Source organism: Levilactobacillus brevis, assembly GCA_021383565.1.
Taxonomy (GTDB): domain Bacteria; phylum Bacillota; class Bacilli; order Lactobacillales; family Lactobacillaceae; genus Levilactobacillus; species Levilactobacillus brevis_B.
Genome location: CP079699.1, coordinates 1,039,484 through 1,057,357 on the forward strand (window position 1 = coordinate 1,039,484; position 17,874 = coordinate 1,057,357).

Annotated in this window: 17 protein-coding genes; 4 read left to right on the plus strand and 13 right to left on the minus strand. The window is 51.9% G+C overall.

The genetic code is table 11. From position 1 onward, the window contains the following. Positions 1-23 precede the first annotated feature (23 nt). From murG to KB236_04960, 8 genes are all read right to left on the minus strand, one after another. Entirely contained in the window at positions 24-1,118 is a 1,095-nt protein-coding gene (murG, locus tag KB236_04925; GenBank protein ID UIF30072.1) for an undecaprenyldiphospho-muramoylpentapeptide beta-N-acetylglucosaminyltransferase, read from the minus strand. After that, on the minus strand, positions 1,119-2,498 hold the full coding sequence (gene murD, locus KB236_04930) for a UDP-N-acetylmuramoyl-L-alanine--D-glutamate ligase (GenBank protein UIF30073.1): 1,380 nt from the start codon (positions 2,496-2,498) through the stop codon (positions 1,119-1,121). It abuts the gene before it with no gap. Positions 2,499-2,790: 292 nt separating this feature from the next. Beyond that, entirely contained in the window at positions 2,791-3,762 is a 972-nt protein-coding gene (mraY, locus tag KB236_04935; GenBank protein UIF30074.1) for a phospho-N-acetylmuramoyl-pentapeptide-transferase, read from the minus strand. 22 nt (positions 3,763-3,784) lie between these two features. Continuing rightward, positions 3,785-5,944, minus strand: a complete 2,160-nt coding sequence (locus KB236_04940) for a PASTA domain-containing protein (GenBank protein ID UIF30075.1) — start codon at positions 5,942-5,944, stop codon at positions 3,785-3,787. Then, positions 5,944-6,345, minus strand: coding sequence for a cell division protein FtsL (gene ftsL / locus KB236_04945; protein UIF30076.1), 402 nt, complete (start codon positions 6,343-6,345; stop codon positions 5,944-5,946). The genes KB236_04940 and ftsL overlap by 1 nt, the downstream gene beginning before the upstream one ends. Positions 6,346-6,387: 42 nt before the next feature. Continuing rightward, the gene (rsmH, locus tag KB236_04950; GenBank protein ID UIF30077.1) at positions 6,388-7,332 is read right to left on the minus strand and encodes a 16S rRNA (cytosine(1402)-N(4))-methyltransferase RsmH; all 945 of its coding nucleotides are present in this window, start codon (positions 7,330-7,332) and stop codon (positions 6,388-6,390) included. 20 nt (positions 7,333-7,352) lie between these two features. Continuing rightward, on the minus strand, positions 7,353-7,784 hold the full coding sequence (gene mraZ, locus KB236_04955) for a division/cell wall cluster transcriptional repressor MraZ (GenBank protein UIF30078.1): 432 nt from the start codon (positions 7,782-7,784) through the stop codon (positions 7,353-7,355). A 200-nt stretch (positions 7,785-7,984) separates the two neighbouring features. Next, positions 7,985-8,338 carry a DUF3397 domain-containing protein gene (locus KB236_04960; protein UIF30079.1) on the minus strand — a complete coding sequence of 118 codons (354 nt, stop codon included), beginning with the start codon at positions 8,336-8,338 and terminating at the stop codon, positions 7,985-7,987. Between the two features lie 170 nt (positions 8,339-8,508). Between KB236_04960 and KB236_04965 the strand changes: the two genes are divergently transcribed. The 3 genes from KB236_04965 to KB236_04975 all read left to right on the plus strand — a co-directional run bounded on the left by KB236_04965 (position 8,509) and on the right by KB236_04975 (position 11,035). Then, positions 8,509-8,625 (plus strand): DUF4044 domain-containing protein, encoded by a 117-nt coding sequence (locus KB236_04965; protein ID UIF30080.1) that lies wholly within the window; start codon positions 8,509-8,511, stop codon positions 8,623-8,625. Positions 8,626-9,467: 842 nt separating this feature from the next. Continuing rightward, positions 9,468-10,145: a transposase gene (locus KB236_04970; protein ID UIF30081.1), complete on the plus strand. Its 678-nt coding sequence runs from the start codon at positions 9,468-9,470 to the stop codon at positions 10,143-10,145. Further along, the gene (locus KB236_04975) at positions 10,142-11,035 is read left to right on the plus strand and encodes an IS3 family transposase (protein UIF30082.1); all 894 of its coding nucleotides are present in this window, start codon (positions 10,142-10,144) and stop codon (positions 11,033-11,035) included. Before KB236_04970 ends, KB236_04975 begins: the two co-directional genes overlap by 4 nt. A 224-nt stretch (positions 11,036-11,259) precedes the next feature. On the opposite strand, the gene KB236_04980 is transcribed toward KB236_04975, so the two are convergent. From KB236_04980 to KB236_05000, 5 genes are all read right to left on the minus strand, one after another. Continuing rightward, positions 11,260-11,622 carry a hypothetical protein gene (locus KB236_04980; protein ID UIF30083.1) on the minus strand — a complete coding sequence of 121 codons (363 nt, stop codon included), beginning with the start codon at positions 11,620-11,622 and terminating at the stop codon, positions 11,260-11,262. A gap of 119 nt (positions 11,623-11,741) precedes the next feature. Beyond that, positions 11,742-14,096 (minus strand): DNA translocase FtsK, encoded by a 2,355-nt coding sequence (locus tag KB236_04985; GenBank protein UIF30084.1) that lies wholly within the window; start codon positions 14,094-14,096, stop codon positions 11,742-11,744. Positions 14,097-14,124: 28 nt separating this feature from the next. Further along, entirely contained in the window at positions 14,125-14,637 is a 513-nt protein-coding gene (locus KB236_04990; protein ID UIF30085.1) for a tRNA (cytidine(34)-2'-O)-methyltransferase, read from the minus strand. 320 nt (positions 14,638-14,957) lie between these two features. Further along, complete coding sequence (locus KB236_04995; protein UIF30086.1) at positions 14,958-15,809, minus strand: methyltransferase domain-containing protein; 852 nt, start codon at positions 15,807-15,809, stop codon at positions 14,958-14,960. Beyond that, positions 15,796-17,034 carry an AI-2E family transporter gene (locus tag KB236_05000; protein ID UIF30087.1) on the minus strand — a complete coding sequence of 413 codons (1,239 nt, stop codon included), beginning with the start codon at positions 17,032-17,034 and terminating at the stop codon, positions 15,796-15,798. The genes KB236_04995 and KB236_05000 overlap by 14 nt, the downstream gene beginning before the upstream one ends. A gap of 35 nt (positions 17,035-17,069) precedes the next feature. On the opposite strand from KB236_05000, the gene KB236_05005 reads away from it, so the two are divergent. Further along, the gene (locus KB236_05005) at positions 17,070-17,696 is read left to right on the plus strand and encodes a copper resistance protein (GenBank protein UIF30292.1); all 627 of its coding nucleotides are present in this window, start codon (positions 17,070-17,072) and stop codon (positions 17,694-17,696) included. Positions 17,697-17,874 lie beyond the last annotated feature (178 nt).

Here is a 17,874-nt window from a genome sequence, read left to right on the forward strand (position 1 = left end):
CTCCCACTTACTGGATTAGCGCGCTAGTCACGCTTGAGTGAAAGAACCACGTCCAAGACCCGGTCCGCGGCGTCTGGAACACCCAATTGCTTGGACGCAGACGCCATGTCTTGCCGCAAATCATCGTCGGTCATCAGTTGATCGGCCTTGGCCACCAGGGTGTCCCCGGTCAAGTCGGCTTCCTTGATGATCTCCGCCGCCCCCACATTAACCAACGATTGCGCGTTCTTGGTTTGATGGTCCGCCGTGACGTAAGGACTCGGGATTAGAATGGACGGAATCCCATCGGCCGTAATCTCGGCAATGCTGGTGGCCCCGGCACGACCCACAATGGCCGCCACCTTAGGCAGAACCTCCGGCATATTCGGAATGTACGGTTTCACAACCACGTTGTCACCAAGCGTGGTGCCCTTGAGCTGTTCCATCACGCCATCGTAACGCTTCTGTCCGGTGACAAAGACCACCTGATAGTCGCGCTGGTTAAAGGCGGGAATGGCCGCCACCGTTGCCGCATTAATCTTGAGAGCGCCTTGTGAGCCCCCGAAGATGAGCAACGTTGGGACGTCATCCTTCAAGTTGTAGGACTGCCAGTTGAAGTCACTGACGACTTCGGCAGCCTCCTGCGCCCGTGGATTCCCAGTCTTCACCATCTTGCTGGCTGGCAATTGGTCCAGCGCTGCATCGAAGACGTAGGCAATCCGGTCCACGTAGCGACTGAGGAATCGGTTGGTAATCCCTACCACACTATTTTGCTCGTGAATCATCGTCGGGACGTGGAGCCGGCTAGCGGCATACACCACGGCACCCGAGACATAGCCCCCGGTCCCAACGACCACGTCAGGCTTAAAGGTTTTGATCATTTTTTTCGTTTCGTGAACACTCTTGAGGAACAGATACAGCGTCTTGAAGTTCTCCAACGACAGGGAACGCTTGAATCCTTGAATCTTTGTGGACTTAAACGGAATGCCCTTGGCTGGTACAATACTGCTCTCCAGGCCCCGTTCTGAACCCACGTAGAGAACTTCTGCGTGGGGGTCTCGTTTCTTTAAGGCTTTAATTAGGGCCAGCGCCGGGTAAATATGCCCACCGGTACCGCCACCCGATACGATTAGTCGCATTTACTTTTCCTCCTGCTTACCCGTAAGCTTCTCCACGGCTTTGATAAAGCGATCGCCGCGGACCTCAAAGTTCCGGTATTGATCCCAACTGGCATTGGCTGGCGATAAGAGAATAATATCGCCCGGAGCGCTCAGTTGGTAAGCGACTGGCACCCCGGCTTCGGCGTTTTCGACCGTCTTGATGGTCTTCACGCCCGCCTGTTTTGCCGCGTCTTCCAGTAATTTAGCCGTTTGACCGAAGAGTACAATGGCCTTGACGTGCGCCTTCAGCGACGGCACCAACTTCTCAAAGGTGTAGCCCCGATCCAAGCCCCCAGCCAATAACACGACCGGTGCGTTGAACCCCTTCAAGGCCATCTCAGTGGCCTCCATGTCGGTAGCCTTAGAGTCGTTGTAGTATTGACGGCCCTCGGCTTCTAACACGTATTGCGTCCGGTGACGCACACCACCGAAGCTCTTCAGCACGCTGACAATCGCGGCGGTGCTGACCCCCTTGATCTTAGCGACCGCAATTGCGGCCAACGCATTTTCGACGTTATGATCACCGGGCACCTTGATCTCGCTGGCGGCCATGATCTTTTCACCGCGGAAGTACAACTCCCCGTCAACCTCGTAGGCTCCATCTTGCGACTGATTCAGCCGGGAGAACGGGACAACCTTGGCGGCAGACTGCTGACTTAATTCCCGCCATTCGGGATTATCGAAGTTGACGACAAAGTAATCGTCGGCCGTTTGATTGGCCGTAATCTTCATCTTGGCCGCAACATAGTTGGCCCGCGTCTTGTGATAGTCCAAGTGATTCGAGAAAATGTTGGTTAAAACGGCGATGTGCGGGTGAAACTTGGTAGTTCCGACCAGCATGAAGCTGGAAACTTCCAGCACCAGCGTATCGTCGGCCGTTACTTCTTGGGCCACCTTACTAGCAGGAACCCCAATATTACCGGCGTACACCGCGTGACCAGCCGTCCGATCGTGATCCAGCATCTTCTGGATCATCGTGGTCGTCGTGGTCTTGCCGTTGCTCCCCGTGACGGCAACCATCTCGGCCTCGGCCACTTCACTGGTGAGTTCCATCTCGGTGATGATGGGTAGCTTCAGGTCCAACGCACGCTTCACGACGGGAACATCGTAGGGAATCCCCGGATTTTTCACCATCAAGTCATATCCGGCATCTAACAGATCCGGCGTTTGCTTCCCTAAAATCACCTGAAAACCGGCTGCCTGCAACTCCTGGGCATCCTGATTCTTTTCCAGTGGTTGAACGTCACTGACGGTCACCTTAGCCCCCAAACGCTTTAATAATTTGGCTGCATTGGTTCCGCTCTTGGCCAATCCCAAGACCAGAACCTTTTTCCCTGCATATGTCGTGATCTGCTTCATAACACCGTTCGCTCTCCATTCGTTTAGTGTTGCTGATTTATTTTCATTTTATATTGTTGCTGTCCGTCGTCAGAACGACGGCGGACCTACTTAGCTCTAAAATTGACACTACCCCTAGTTTATCAGGTTAGCCGGCTTATCTCACTAAATCTGCCAAAATCTACAAGAAATCTTCGATATTCGGCAAGTTTCCCTTAAAACTGCGGCTTAGTCACGACCCCGGCACCCTTCACTCGACTAAAAAAGGCTAGCCCCGCCCTAACGAGCAAGCTAGCCCATTAGTCGTCAGTCGTTAGTGTGCAAGAATCGTCCACACCCCAGTTAACGCGGTAATCAAACCAATTCCCCAGAAGGTTAAGTCAATCTTCCATTCACTCCAACCCTTCATTTCGAAGTGGTGGTGAATCGGACTCATCAGGAAAATTCGTTTGCCCGTTAACTTGAATGAGGCAACTTGCAACATAACACTCGCGGTCTCAATCACAAAGATCAACCCAATCCACAGCAACGATAGTTCATGATGCAACAGGATGGAAACCGCGGCTAACGCGCCACCCAATGCTAAAGAACCGGTGTCACCCATAAAGATCTTGGCGGGTTTGTGATTAAAGATGAGAAAACCGAGAAGACTGCCGACTACGGCAAAACAAAAGATAGCAATGTTGAGTTGATGTTGTTGGTAGGCAACGATACCGTAAGCCGTAAAGGCAATGCTGGCCAACCCACTGACCAGACCATCCAGCCCGTCCGTTAGGTTCACCGCATTCGAGAAGCCCACCAACCAGATAATAATGAAGACGGCGTACCAGCCACTCATGTGCCAGTCGCCCAGCCCCGGCACGTGAAGCGCCATTGGGAGCTGCTCGTGGATGTAGACCCAGAATAGAATCAGGGCCCCGACGATTTGACCCAGCAACTTCTGCCAGGCCTTCAGTCCTTCATTTTGACGGTGGAACAGCTTGATACTGTCGTCCCACATCCCCAACGCGCCGTACAGGACCAAGATAAACAATAAGATCCAGGTCGTGGATAGAACGTGGTGTGGGGCTAGCGCCCAGCTCGTCACCAAGGTCATGATGACAATCGCGATGATGTACAGCAGGCCACCCATGGTTGGCGTGCCGGACTTTTTCTCGTGCCACGTGGGGCCTTCTTCTCGAATCATCTGGCCTTCATGGCGCGCTCTAAAGTAGCGGATTAGTGACGGCATAAACGCCACGGTAATTATAAAACCACCCAGTAAGGGTAAACCAACATTCATCATTTCTCTTTCTCAATCCTCGTTCTTATTTATTTTGTTTCAGGGTAACTGTTAACGTTGCACCCGAGGCAACGGTGGTACCCGCCTTAATACTTTGCTTCGTCACGTAGCCATCGCCCGTCACGTTCAGTTTAAGGCCTTCAATCTGAGCTAATTTTACCACATCACCCTTCGACCAGCCGGTTAAACTTGGCAGAGCGACCGTGCCGCCCGTATTCAAGAAGACCCGTTGATTCTGATACAGCGTGGTGCCGGCAGAAACAGATTGTTTGGTGACCTTCTGCCCACTGCCTAACGTGGTGACCGTGGCGCCAGCTTTGGTCAACGCCGCCGTGGCTGCCGTCAATGACTTGCCCGTGACGGCTGGCATCTTGGATACCTTGGTTGTCTTGGCTTCGGTATCCTCCTGAAGTGCCCGCGCCATGACGGGTTTCATGATCGATGCCAGTAGTTGGGTTGCCGTCTTGCTGCCGAGATGTGGCTGCTTCATCGTGATATACATGACGTACTTAGGATTGCTAGCGGGGACCGTGGCAGCGACGGAGTACAGATAGTTGTCATCGCCTGACAGATACCCCTTTCCGTTGCTGACCTGCGCCGTCCCGGTCTTCACCGCGACTCGCTGCCCGCTCATCTTGTAGTCACTCCCAATACCATAACTCTTATAGACGACATCTTCCATATGTTTTCGGACAGCCTTGGCCGTTTTGGCCGAAATGGGGTTGCCCATGACTTTAGGCGAGTACTGTTTCACCGTCTTGTTGGTGTCCGAGTCGGTCACCTTACTGATCACGTAAGGTTTCATCATCTTCCCGTTGTTGCTGACGGCCGTCATGGCCTGTAGCATCTGGAAGACCGTGACCTGAATCCCTTGACCAAACGCCGTGTCGGCCTGTTCGATCGGCCGCTGGAAGGCAATGCTCCCACTCAACTCGCCGGGCAACCCAGAGTTGGTACTCTTGAGGAAGCGGAAGCGGTCGATATACTTCTTCCAGGTCTTGGCCCCCATCTGTTGTTCCAAATGGGCCATGGCAACGTTACTGGACAATGCAACCCCCTTGTTATAGGTAATGGTACCCCAGCCAGAGGTGTTCCAGTCCGGAACGGTCTGATTGCCAATCGCGTATTTCCCAGATTGGTAGGTCGCATTCCCATTGTAGTTGCCACTATCAATGGATGACGCCAGGGTAAAGATCTTCATGGTCGACCCCGGTTCGTAAGCGTCCTGAACCAACGTGTCCCGCCAGATCTGATCGATGCCCTTCTTGGTCGTGGCGTTGAAGGTTGGCCGTTGCGTCGCCGCTAGAATAGCCCCGGTCTTGGCGTTCATCAGAACCGCGTTCATCGAGTTGGCCTTGACCTGACTTTGTACGCTACTCATTTCCGTTTCCAGTAGGGTCTGTAACCGGGTGTCTAACGTGGTATAGACGTTATCGCCGTTTTTGGCCTTCTTATACTTCTGTTTCGTCCCGGGAAGTTGGTAGCCATACATATCCTTCTTAATCTTCTGCGAGCCGTTCGTCCCGGTCAGTTGCTTGTTGAAGGCCTGCTCGATTCCCATGGACCCCGTCAGCGTGGTCTGACCATCGCTAGCGGTCTTAGCCTGCGCCAACCCGATCAAATGCGAGGCAAACGTTCCATTGGGATACAATCGAGATTCCTGCTGAATGAAGTTGACCCCGTTGAGATGTTCCTTTTGAATCTTCTGCTTGGTGGTCAACGAGATATTTTGGCCGGCCGTCCCAAATTCAACCTGAAACGGATGACCCGAACTGGGGTTGAGAATCTTGAGGGCCTTCTCGCGACTGATTGGCAGATTCTTGGCCAACACGGTCGCGATCTTTTCCTTATTCGTGGCGTACAGCTTCTGTCCGTCCACACTCTTCTGTCGCTTATCTAAGACGACGTACAGGGAGTAGACGCTGGTATCCTCGGCAATGGCTTGGCCGTTGGCATCGTAAATGGTCCCCCGCTTGGCCTTCAAGGTCTCGTTCGCCGTATACAACTTCTGAGCGGAAGCACTCAGGTTGACGTTTTGAACCTTTTTTCCAATGGAGATATACGAAAAGCGACCAACGATGAGGATAAAAACCGCAATGAAAAGGAAAAACAGAAACTGGCCAACGTACTTCCGGTTCCTGCGGGGCTGCTTATTCATCATTTGTCGCTTATTTGGATCCTTCATTATTTGTTAACATTCCTTATGCGGTCGTTTTGGAGAGATAGACCTTGCTTTTTAGCAATTTTATCAAGCCGACTGCGACTCTGCAACTCATTTATTTGTTGTTGCTTGTTGGTATTACGATTGGTATAGGTGGTCACAGCACTGTTGACGCTTTGCAGTTCGTGCTGGGCATTGCTCAAGGAAATTTTCGCGGAAACGACACAGACCATCAGCACAGCCAAAACGAGGCCGCAAACGGTCATCAAACATTTTTCAAATTTAGAAACCGGTAATTTTTGGCTATTAGGATTGCCTTGAGGGTGAACCTCCGGCTGCGCTTGCCGTTGCGGTTGTTCTATGTTTGGGCGTTGTTGGGGTTCCTGTGTGAGAGGAACGGCTTCAGCTAAATTATTTTGCGCCATAATTGATCATCTTCCTATGTCAATATTTAGTAATTGGTTTGACTATTTAACTTTTTCTAAAACGCGAAGCTTGGCACTATGAGCTCGGTGGTTAGCAGCCAATTCCTCCTCCGAAGGCGTAATCGGCTTACGATTAACCAACTGGTAGTCGGGCTGCAAGTTATCCGGAATCACGGGAATACCGTGGGGAAGTTCCGGTAAGGAGGAATGTTCACGAAACATGGTCTTGACTAACCGGTCTTCTAACGACTGGAAGGTAATGACACTGACCCGGCCGTGAAGTGCCAGCAGGTCGATGGCCTGTTCCAGAGAATCCTCTAGGGCGCCGAGTTCGTCATTCACGGCAATCCGAATCGCCTGAAAGACCTTCTTGGCAGGATGACCCCCGTGGCGCCGAGCGGCAGCGGGAATCCCCTCCTTGATAATCTCAACGAGTTGCCCCGTCGTGTCGATGGGGGCTGTGGCCCGGTGGCGTTCAATGGCCCGGGCAATCGGCTTGGCAAATTTCTCCTCACCGTAACGGTGGAAGATGCGCATCAAGTCGTTGAAGTCCCATTCATTGACCACGATCCAAGCGGTTAACTTGGCGCTCTGATCCATGCGCATGTCTAGCGGTGCGTCGTGTTGGTAACTAAATCCCCGGTCGGCTTCGTCAAATTGCGGCGAAGAAACACCGAGGTCGTAAAGAATACCATCGACCTCGGTAATGTTCCGGGCGTTGAGTTCTTCTTTGATTTGGCGGAAGTTACGCTTGATAAACGTGAGCTTTCCCTCGTCAACGTACTTCTTTAAGTGTTCTTGATTGTAAGTAATTGCGGTCTGATCTTGGTCAAATGCGTACAGGTGACCCGTGGTTAACTGCTCCAGAATGTGCTGGCTGTGACCGCCACCACCGAGAGTGCAGTCAACGTAGGTGCCCGTTGGCTTGATGGCTAACCCCGCCACTGCTTCATTTAACAAAACCGTTACATGATGAAAGTCTTCCATGAACACTCTCCCTTCCCGAGTTACATCCCAAAGTCGATTAAATTTTCGGCGATATCGTCGAAGTCTTCTTCGGCGGCGGTAGAAAATTGTTCCCACCGTTCTTGACTCCAAATTTCAAAGCGGTTCGCCACACCCACGATGACACACTGTTTGGTCAATGCGGCGTGCTCTTGTAAAGATTTGGGTAAGTTGATTCGTCCCTGCTTATCCAGCTCGCACTCCGTCGCAGCGGAGTAAAAGAACCGGACAAAGGCCCGTGCATCTTTACGGTTGACTGGCAAGGCTTTCAATTTTTCTTGCAAGGCTGACCACTCGGACATGGGATAACCGAATAAACACCCATCCATCCCGCGGGTCACCACAAATTGTTCGCCAAGCTGCTCCCGAAATTTTGCGGGGATAATGAGCCGGCCCTTGGTATCGATTGAATGTTCAAATTCGCCCATGAACATGGCCATTACCCCCTATTTGTAACTATTGTCAAGTTTACCACATGCCCCCACTTTCTACCACAACGTTTCCGAATTTTTATAAATTTCCCCACAAAGCTTAAAAAAGCCGCGGCGAACATCTGTTCACCGCGGCTGGAAACCCTTCATATTTCACCCAAAAACCGGTTCAATAATCAAAATTATTAATATTTATGCATTAACTAACTAATTACAAGTAAAAAGCACACGCCAAATCCGAGAAGCCAGTACAAATCGGTTAGGCGCCAGAATGTTTTGAAGAAGCTGGGATACAAAATCTCGTGGTTGCGAATCGCCTGTAGCAAAGTCACCACGATTCCCACCAACATCCAGCCAATCACGAGCCAGGGCATGATAACCCCCGCCCCTGCCGGAATCAAGATGAGTGAGCACCCTAAAAAGAGGGGCGCCATCAGATCCCAGGTGCTTAGCCACGCTGGCCAACGCCGTCGTAGCAAAGCTTTAACGCCCCGAATGAGCAAGAACCCAATCACCAGTATGGCCAGTTGCCCGCCCGGCGATGTCCAAAACTTCATGTTACTTCCCCCCACTGCTAGTCTTCGTTATATTATAGAGATTTCGCGGGGGACTTGCAATCGAGATTTGTAACAACTCCTTGACAAGTTACCCGAACCTGTTGCATTTCGACCGACGCCACGGTAAACTAGTTGAGTAAAATGGGACGTAAAGAGGTGGCTATTCACGTATGGAAAAGAAAAAGAAATCAACATTTCAAAAGATTCTCAACGTTTTTGTTTGGATTATGATCATCGCAACGATTGGGTCACTTGTTTTCGGTGCCATTACCGCGTTCATGAACTAAGCAAGTCCAAGAGGTAAGCTTCGCAGGATAGTGTTTTTCCTGAGAAACTTGCCTTTTAATTTTGCATAAAAACCACAAAGCGTGGTCGACCATTCATTCCGTCACGCAGTGCCTTTTTAACCGGCTAGGCGACGATTTCTGACTATCAATAAGGTAAGTTAGCTAATTAACTGGTTACGCTTACATTGTCCTTCAACATAGATGATGCTGTCCGCCTTACCGTTCGTCAAATCTGGTCTGGATCGCTGTGGGCAGGATCGGGAAAAGCCAAAGGGCGGTCTTTTCCCTCGCTTTGAGCCGATGACCAACGTCTCAAAGTCGTCATTTTCCAAGCAGAGCGCTCGAAAAATCCCACGGCTGAGACCAAATTTGACTCACTCACGGCTGCATGAGACGTATCCAATTCAGCTAGCCGAATGTTGCCACTGCAACGATATTGCCGCGCGTTCAGTAGTTTTCAACCATCGTAACCGGAGACAGTCAGAGATGGAGGTAGCCATAACAGCAGTCTTAGCTGATGTTCTGAGTTAGCTTACAGAGTGGCCGTTGGAGGTTGACGATCTTGGTCAGACTTCAAACCGAGCCGGAGAACCGTTTCTCAGTCCACAGACGTTCCCTCTGGCAAACCCGTAGCCGTGAGTGAAGCGACCTATGAGCTCAGCCGTGGGATTATCTTAGCGGCATCAGCCGGTTAGATAATGGCGACTTGGAAACGCCGATTCTGGGCGGTTCCAAGCGAGCTCCGAGACCGCTTTTCAGGCTCGGAGCGTCTGTTATGATCCCTTTGGGGTTGTCAAATGAAATAATATAATTCATCTGACAATCAACGGAGGGAATATGACATGTCGAAGATCAAGTATAGTGCCGTGGAGAAGCTGGAGTTGATTAATGAGTTTGAAGCATCAGGTCAAACTAATATTGGCTTTGCCAGAGAACATGGTTTGGCAGACAAGGAGGCGGTCATTCGGTGGCGGGCGTTGTACAAACGAGATGGCTTTGATGGGCTTAAAGAATCTAAAGGTTGTCGCAGATACAGTGAGGTCTTTAAGCTAAGAGTCGTGTATGCTTTTTTGAACGGCGAAGGTTCACAACGAGAAGTAGCAATGAAGTATGGTTTGCGCTCAGCTACGCAGGTAAATTACTGGGTTTCCAGGTATAATAGGGACAAAACTGTGACGGCAACCCCGTCTAGAAAGCAGGTCCCAACGATGAGCCGAAAAACTACTCTGGCAGAGCGTATTGAAGTGGTTGAGTACATTACCAAGCAGAACCACTCATATAACGAAGCAGCTGAACATTACAGCGTCTCCTACCAACAAGCCCGTTCGTGGGTGCTTAGAGCTAAGAAAGGTGGTTACAACGCCTTAGAGGATCGACGCGGACACCGTAAGCCACAACGAGAATTAACCGACTTAGATAAGGCCAATTTGCGGATTAAGCAACTAGAAGGTCAAGTCGCCGACATGGAATTACTGAAAGAATTCGTAAAAAAATTTCAAGAAATTCAGCACAAGGGGTGAATCAGCAACATCGACTGGCATATCAGGCAATCAGTGAGGTCAGTCAAGGAAAGCGAGGCGCCATTAAGACATTATTGACGCATATCGGAGTTAGTCGGCAAGCTTATAACAAGTCTTTTCATCGGCAAGAAACGCCGTGGGAGACTCAAGAGCGGCTTCTAGAAAAGCGAATCACTTATTGGTTCAATCAACATCATCAAGCAATCGGAGCTGGCAAGATCTTGTCCAATCTACAGCATGATGAACAGGTGACGTTTAAGGTAACAATCAAGCGTGTTAAACGAATTATGCGTAACTTGAATATCAAGTGTCAGATTCGGGTTAAGAAGCGCCAACGTATCAAGGAACAGGAACAATACATTCAGGACAATGTTTTGAATCGTAACTTTAAAGTCGCCGGTCCCAACCAGGTTTGGCTTGCGGATTCGACTGAGTTGTCTTACGGACCAAAGGGTCAATTCAAAATCCGACTGAGTGGTGTTTTAGATCTATGCGGCCGGAGACTGATCGCCTCATTTTTGAGCACTACAGAAACAGCTGTGGCAGAGATCCAGGTTTTTAAACAGGCTTTTGAACAGGCTGGCGATGTACACCCACTGATCCATACGGACCGTGGAGCTGCTTACACCGCTAAAGCTTTCAATAACTTTCTGTCAGAACATAAAGTGATGCGCAGTATGTCCCGACCAGGAACACCTTACGACAACGCGCCAATGGAGCGTTGGTGGAATGAATTTAAAGCGCATTGGATGGAACGTCATCCAATGCCAAAAACGTATCGAGAGTTTGTGGAGCTGGTAAACGAAGGCATCCACTACTTTAATTACTTGGATCGTTCCCCAGAAAGAAACGGCCTCACCCCAGTAGAATACTGGAATGAAGCCGCTTAGAGTAAATATCCATTTTATATTATTTCGAATGACAACTTGACAGGGACTAGTACAGTCCCCCCACCGCGTTCCAGCTCATAGGTCGCAAACGGTAAGGCGAACAGTGCCATCCGCAACCGTCAGCGAGTCGAGAATGGCTGGCAACCGTAGGCAAAAAGTTACACGACACCCCCAAAACGTCAAAATCCTATGGTCCGCGCCAGAACGCTAACCATAGGATTCTTTTATTGACACCGGGTTAAGGCCGCCAACTGCTGGTCCACAGCTTGGCGACTGGGCGTGGCCTTTCCGATCAGGTCGAGCAGGTCTCGCCCCGTCTCCGTCACCACCGTCTCTAATCCGCTGGTGGCCAGCGAAGCATAGACACTCAGCAGCGTCTGTAAGCTTTGATAGTCCGTCTGCCACTGCACATCACGCTGTGGATTCGCTAGTAAGGTCAGCGTTAACCGGTGAATATTCTGATTAATTCGGGCCCGCGTTTGCCGTTTACGTCGCCGTTCTCGCAAGAGTGGTAAGCTCACAATTCCCAGGAGAATGATAAGCTCACTCACGGCTTTAAGCCAATTGGTCCACATCCCCAATACCATCGAAAAAGCCTCCCCCCATTTAGTTAACAGGATACGCCCGTTAACCCTGTCCGCCAATCATCTTGACGGCTGGGGAGAGACTTAGTTAAGTCACTTACTCTGTAGACGTTTTTAACGTCTTATTCCGATGTCTCTGGCTGGTCGGCCGAACTGTCCGGTTGCTTGTAGACCTGGCGGGGTTTACTTCCCTCCTGTGGGCCAATGTACCCCCGCTGCTCGAGATCATCCATGATGCGCGCCGCACGGTTGTACCCGATGCGGAACCGCCGCTGAAGGAGTGACGTGCTGGCTTTTTGTTGGTCCACCACGAATTTCAGGGCATCGTCAAACAGCTCATCATCACTGTCGCCGGCCTCTTCTTGCTGAATCTCCTCGTCGCTAACCATCATGTCCTCGTCGTAGTCGGCGGTCTGTTGTTGCTTGATAAAGTCGACCACGTTGGCCACGTCTTCGTCCGGGATAAATGCCCCCTGGACCCGCACGGGCGAGTTCGCGTCGACGGGCTGATAGAGCATATCCCCGCGACCCAGAAGCTTTTCGGCCCCGTTGGTATCCAGAATTGTTCGGGAGTCAATCCCACTGGACACGGCAAAGGCAATCCGGGATGGCACGTTAGCCTTGATCAGACCAGTGATGACGTCGACGGATGGTCGTTGCGTTGCCAAGATCATGTGCACCCCAGCGGCCCGGCCCATCTGCGCCAACCGAATGATGGCGTCTTCGACTTCGCTGGAGACTGTCATCATCAAGTCGGCCAATTCATCGACGACGACCACGATGTACGGCAACGTGGGCCGCGCCTGATCGTCCTCGGCGTTGGCTTTCTGCACAAACGCGTTGTAACCAGAAATTTTCCGTTGTCCGAACTGCGAAAAGAGTTCATAGCGGCGTTCCATTTCGGCGACGACCTTGTGCAGAGCCCGGGCGGCCTTCTTAGGTTCCGAGACCACCGGCGTCAACAGATGGGGAATCCCATTGTAAACACTCAGCTCGACCTTCTTCGGGTCAATCAACATGAGCTTAACCTGATCGGGCCGCGCATTCATCAAGATACTGGTAATAATGCCATTGATCGCCACGGATTTACCACTCCCAGTGGCCCCGGCAATCAGTAAATGCGGCATCTTGGTCAGATCCATGCTAACAACCTGCCCCGTGACGTTACGCCCCAACGGCACCTGTAATGGTTTATTGGGGTGAGCCGGTTGGGCTTCGACGACATCGCGAAAGGCCACGGTCGACACTTCTTTGTTGGGCACTTCAATCCCAATCAAGGACTTTCCGGGAATCGGTGCCTGAATCCGAATGCCCTTGGCCGCCAATGCGAGTGCCAAGTCATCGGCAAGATTGACAATCCGTGACACCTTGACCCCGATGGCCGGGTGCAGTTCGTACTCGGTCACGGAGGGGCCAAGGCTAACGTTCTTGACTTCGGCATCCACGCCAAAACTATCGAGGGTCTGCTTCAAAATCTTCGTGTTGGCGTCGATAGCGTTCACCTCATCGGTCTGATCGGTTGGTGGCACCTGTTTCAGAAGATCAGCCGTGGGTAATTTGTAATTCGGATCGACCGGCGTGCTGTTGACCAGCCCCGCAGTGTCCTCTTCGGCTTCGGCGGATGCCGGCGTTGCGGCCGCGCTGCTTGGCGTCTGAGACTGCTCATTCGCCACCGTAATATGGTAGCTGGGTTTCTGACTGGCCGGTTTAGCCGTAGCCACCGGTTCTGGCAGATCCTTGGCGTCCGGATCGGTCGGCGTGACCGGTGGTGTCGCCTTCGTGGGCTTGGCTGTCTCACGTTTAGCACGCAGATCTTTAGCCTTCTCGTTACCACGCTTCAGAGCATCGCCACTGGCCTGAACGCCGTGGTGCAGCGTCCGGGCAATCGTCTGAATCCACCGCTGAATATCCGCGAACGGAATCTGGAAGAAGACGATGACCCCACCGAGCATGATGAGCCACGCGGCAACCTGGGCCCCCACTAAGGCAATCAACCAGGCCACAATACTGAGTTCAAACGCCCCAATGGCTCCACCACCGAGCTGGGCGGTCAGGCCCCCACTCCACAGGTCGGCTAACCCGGCCTGCCAGGTGATGGCAAGAAACTGGCTGTGTTGATCAACTTCAATAAAGTGATTGGCCGTAATCCACAGGAGCCATCCCCCATAGATTAGACCCCCACCGAGCCAATAGTGTCGCGCCAGCTGGGGTAACACTCCCGTGACGGCCAAGGCGGCACCCAAGGCCCCAATTAAGACGAGACCAAACTGATAGGTATCCCCGATGGCTAAGCGGATCAGATTGGCCCATAACGTCCCTAAGAGACCGAGATTGAAGAGGCCCAGTGCGGCTAAGGCTAGAAGTACCAGCCCAATGACATTACTGGTATAGGGAAACGGCTGCTTTTTCGTCGTCCGCCGCTTAGTCGGTTTACGTTTTGCTGGCCGACGCCGAGACGTCTTTCGTTTCGTAGCCAAGAAGCGGCCCCCTTTCGTTTTTCAAAAATTATTTCAGCTTATCGTGTGGGTACTGATGAACCCGTTCGAGATTCGGAAATTGTTGCTGCCGCAAGACTTCGTAGATGACAATGGCAGCCGAATTCGAGAGGTTCAGCGCCCGAATGTGGCGGTCATCTTGGGGAATGCGAATACACTTCTCGACGTTCTTACGCATGAACGGTTCGGGTAACCCCGTGGTCTCCTTACCGAACAAGAAGTAGTGGTCGTTATCGTTTAGACTGTAATCGGGTTCCGTGTAGTCCTGATCCGCAAATTTTGAGACTAAGTAGAGTTGCGTTGGGTCCGGAATTGACGCTAAAAATTCCGGTAAGTTTTCGTGGTAGCGGACATCGACCTTGTCCCAGTAGTCCAGGCCGGCCCGTTTCAAATGGGCATCATCGACCGAGAACCCCAGCGGCTTGATGAGGTCTAAGACCGTATCTGTGCCGGCACAGGTCCGGGCGATGTTTCCCGTATTGGCTGGAAATAGTGGTTCAAATAACGCAATATGATTCGTCATACTCTCTCTCCGTTCTGTCTATCAAACATTCGTTCTGTTCCATCATTATAGCCATTCTGGTAGGCTTTTGACAAGGCCCGCTTTTCACGGTCACTCACCAATTCTGCGTGACGGTAACATGTCAGCTTACACCCAGTTGACCACAGAAAAAAAGCAGTTCCTCGGTGTGGGCACGGCGAGGAGCTGCTTTAGTGAAGTGCTACTTGTCAGCCGCTAACAGTATTCGCTGATATCGACCGCCAAACGATTTCTCATTGGTAAATATAACACCGCGCTGTCAGGTTCGCAAGTCCCTTGCCTAAGATTCTTTAACGTTTTACTCAATTCACTTGCGCGCTTAACAAAGTCACATCGACGGTGATGTGGTCGAACGGATGGGCTTGAACCTCCGCCAGTTGGGCCTCATCAGCACCCCAGTGCATCGGAGTCATCAGCATCAAGTCGGCGAATAGGTCCGCTGGTACCGGCACTTGATAGCGAATTCGCTGGGTCGTCGCCGTTGGGTAGTGTTGCTTAAATAAGCCCAGCACGTTGCCGTTATCGTAGGTGGCGTGCGCACTACCGGCCGGGAAGATGGCCTGTCGCAATTCAATCAGGTAATCGGCGTTGGGGATCACTTTCAACAGACGACCACCGGGGGCGAGCACGCGGTTAAACTCCTTGTAGGCCGACGGTGAGAAGAGATCCAGGACCGTGGTGAAGGTCCCGTCACTAAAGGGCATCTGGGCCAGATCGGCCACGCAGAAGAAGGCGGAACTTCCCAGTTGCGTCGCCAGATTAATTCCCGGCTTGGAGAGGTCAAAGCCAATGGCGGTATCGCGATTGTCGCGGCGTTGCAGAACATCCGCCAATGGCGTGCCCTCCCCGCAACCCACGTCGAGAATGGTCTGCGGACCGGCCGGCATTTGGGCGGCGAATTCGGCCGTAATCCCGGCAAACAAGCCGGCCTGGAGCATCCGGCGCCGGGCGGCCAACATGGCATTGTCGTATTCACTGGCCACGGCACGTTGCATGAAGTATAGGGTACCCTTCTTGGACAGATCCACGTTGTGCCCCTGCGGACAGACCAGGCTGTGTCCGTCGACGTGATCGTACGGGGCGAGGCAGACGGGACAGCGGAATAAATTTACGTGCGCGGTCAAAAAAGCAGCCGCTTCATCAATCTTTTTCATCAGTTGTTTCTCCTTGTTCAGTTCCGGGCGTGGCGGGTTCCGTGTAGCCACCCACGAATTGGCGGTACCAGCGGAAACTTTCCGTAGCAATCACGCGAATCACGGCGTATCCGGGAATTCCCAGAACCACGCCGAGGACGCCAAAGGCTTTCCCGGAAATTAGTAAAATAAAAATAATTGTTAACGGGTGAATCTTAAGGGAGCTTCCCAAAACGAGGGGCGAAATGAACCGGCCCTCCAGCGTCTGCTCAATGACGAAGACCAGCAACACCTTCACCAACATCCACGGTGAAATGAAAGCCGCGACTACCACGGCCGGTACCATGGCTAAAAATGAGCCCAGATACGGGACCAAATTCAAGACACCGGCGACAATCCCCAGCAACAAGGCAAATCGTAGGCCAACAATCAGGAATCCCACGTAGAAGAGAATAGCGACGATAAAGGCCACGATTAATTGTCCCCGAACGTAGTTGCTGACTTGGCGGTTCATTTCGACCAAGAGGTGCTTGGCCGATTCACGGTGCTTAATGGGCAACACCTTGGCCAAATAATCGGGCAATTGATGACCATCACGCAATAGATAGAAAAGAATAAATGGTGCCGTGATGACCCCCACTGCGATGGCGACTACTCGGCCAACAATGTTGCCGACGGAGCTGACCGTGCTCTGGGCGAAGCTAGAAATCACCGACGATGAACTGTCGGCAACCTGCTGGTTAAATTGATCCAGTTGATCCTTTAGTCCACTCAGCCGGTCGTCCTGTAGCCACAGGGAAACGGTGTTGGTTACGTCGCGCCAGTAATGCGGCCACTCGGCAATTAATGTGGTCAATTGCCGTTGAACCATGGGGATCAGGCTCCCGATCCCCCACACCAGAAGCAATGCCACGATGACGAATAGCCCCAGAATGGACCAGGTCCGTCCCACATGGCGTTTCTCCAAGAGATCGACCAGCGGATTGAGTAAATAATACCCCACTCCGGCCAGAATCACTGGAAGTCCCACGATCTGCCAGACCAAAACCAATGGCGTGGCGAGCCACGGGACTTTACTTAGGACTAGTAAAATGAGTAAAATAAGAAGCGTAATAGTTAGTATGGAGACCAAACGATTATTGACCACCCAGTTCCAGAACCAGGAACGTGATTTATGCGTATCTGCTTTCAATAGCTTCACTCCCGTTGATAGCGTGCGTACATTGTACCATATCGTTAGTGACATTGACGACTATCTCACTTGAGAAAGGATTGACGATTTTGCTGTTAGTTGAACCGTTACTGGAAAATTACCCGCAACTCCCCGCCGCTGTGGAGGCTGGGGCCAAACGCGTCGCCCTCGCCGACAACCTCGCCGTTGGCGGTACCACCATTAGTAAGGGGGTCATGGGGGAAGCCGTGCGTTACGCCCACGAACATCAGGTCACTTTAGACGTTGTGATCGCCCCACGTGGCGGCCATAGTCCCTACGATGACGTTGAGATTAAGATGATGGAGGCCGACCTCTTAGAAGCCCAGCAACTGGGCGTGGACGGCGCTATCTTTGGTGCGCTCACGCTCCAACACCAACTCGATCAGGAGGCTCTGAGCCCCCTAATCGCGGCCGCTGGCGGGATGACGCTAACCTTCAGTACGGCCTTTGATCAGATTCGGCCCCAGGATCGCGGGGCAGCCGTTGACTGGTTAGCTAATCAGGGCTTTGACCATATCTTGAGTACGGGTTTGGCGAATGAAGACCGGTTAGAAGACTGGACTATGACCAAACGCCTGACGGATTCCGTCGGGTTGACGCTGGTGCCAGCTGGCGTAGCGACTAACGAGGTCAAGAAGTTCGCCGATCAGTTGGGGACCAACCTCTTTTATGGTAAGAAAGTCTTGGCCCTGTAATTAACAGAGAAAGACTTGAACTTTTAAACAATAGACAAAGGGAGTCGTGGCCAATCCGCCATGACTCCCTTTGTGTTGAGCGAACACCCGCCAATCTTCGAGTTGCCGCATGCAATGTCTCAGGAAACCGCATGTTTCAAGAGACGCTCTTCGTGATTGGTCCAACCCCAAGTTCGCA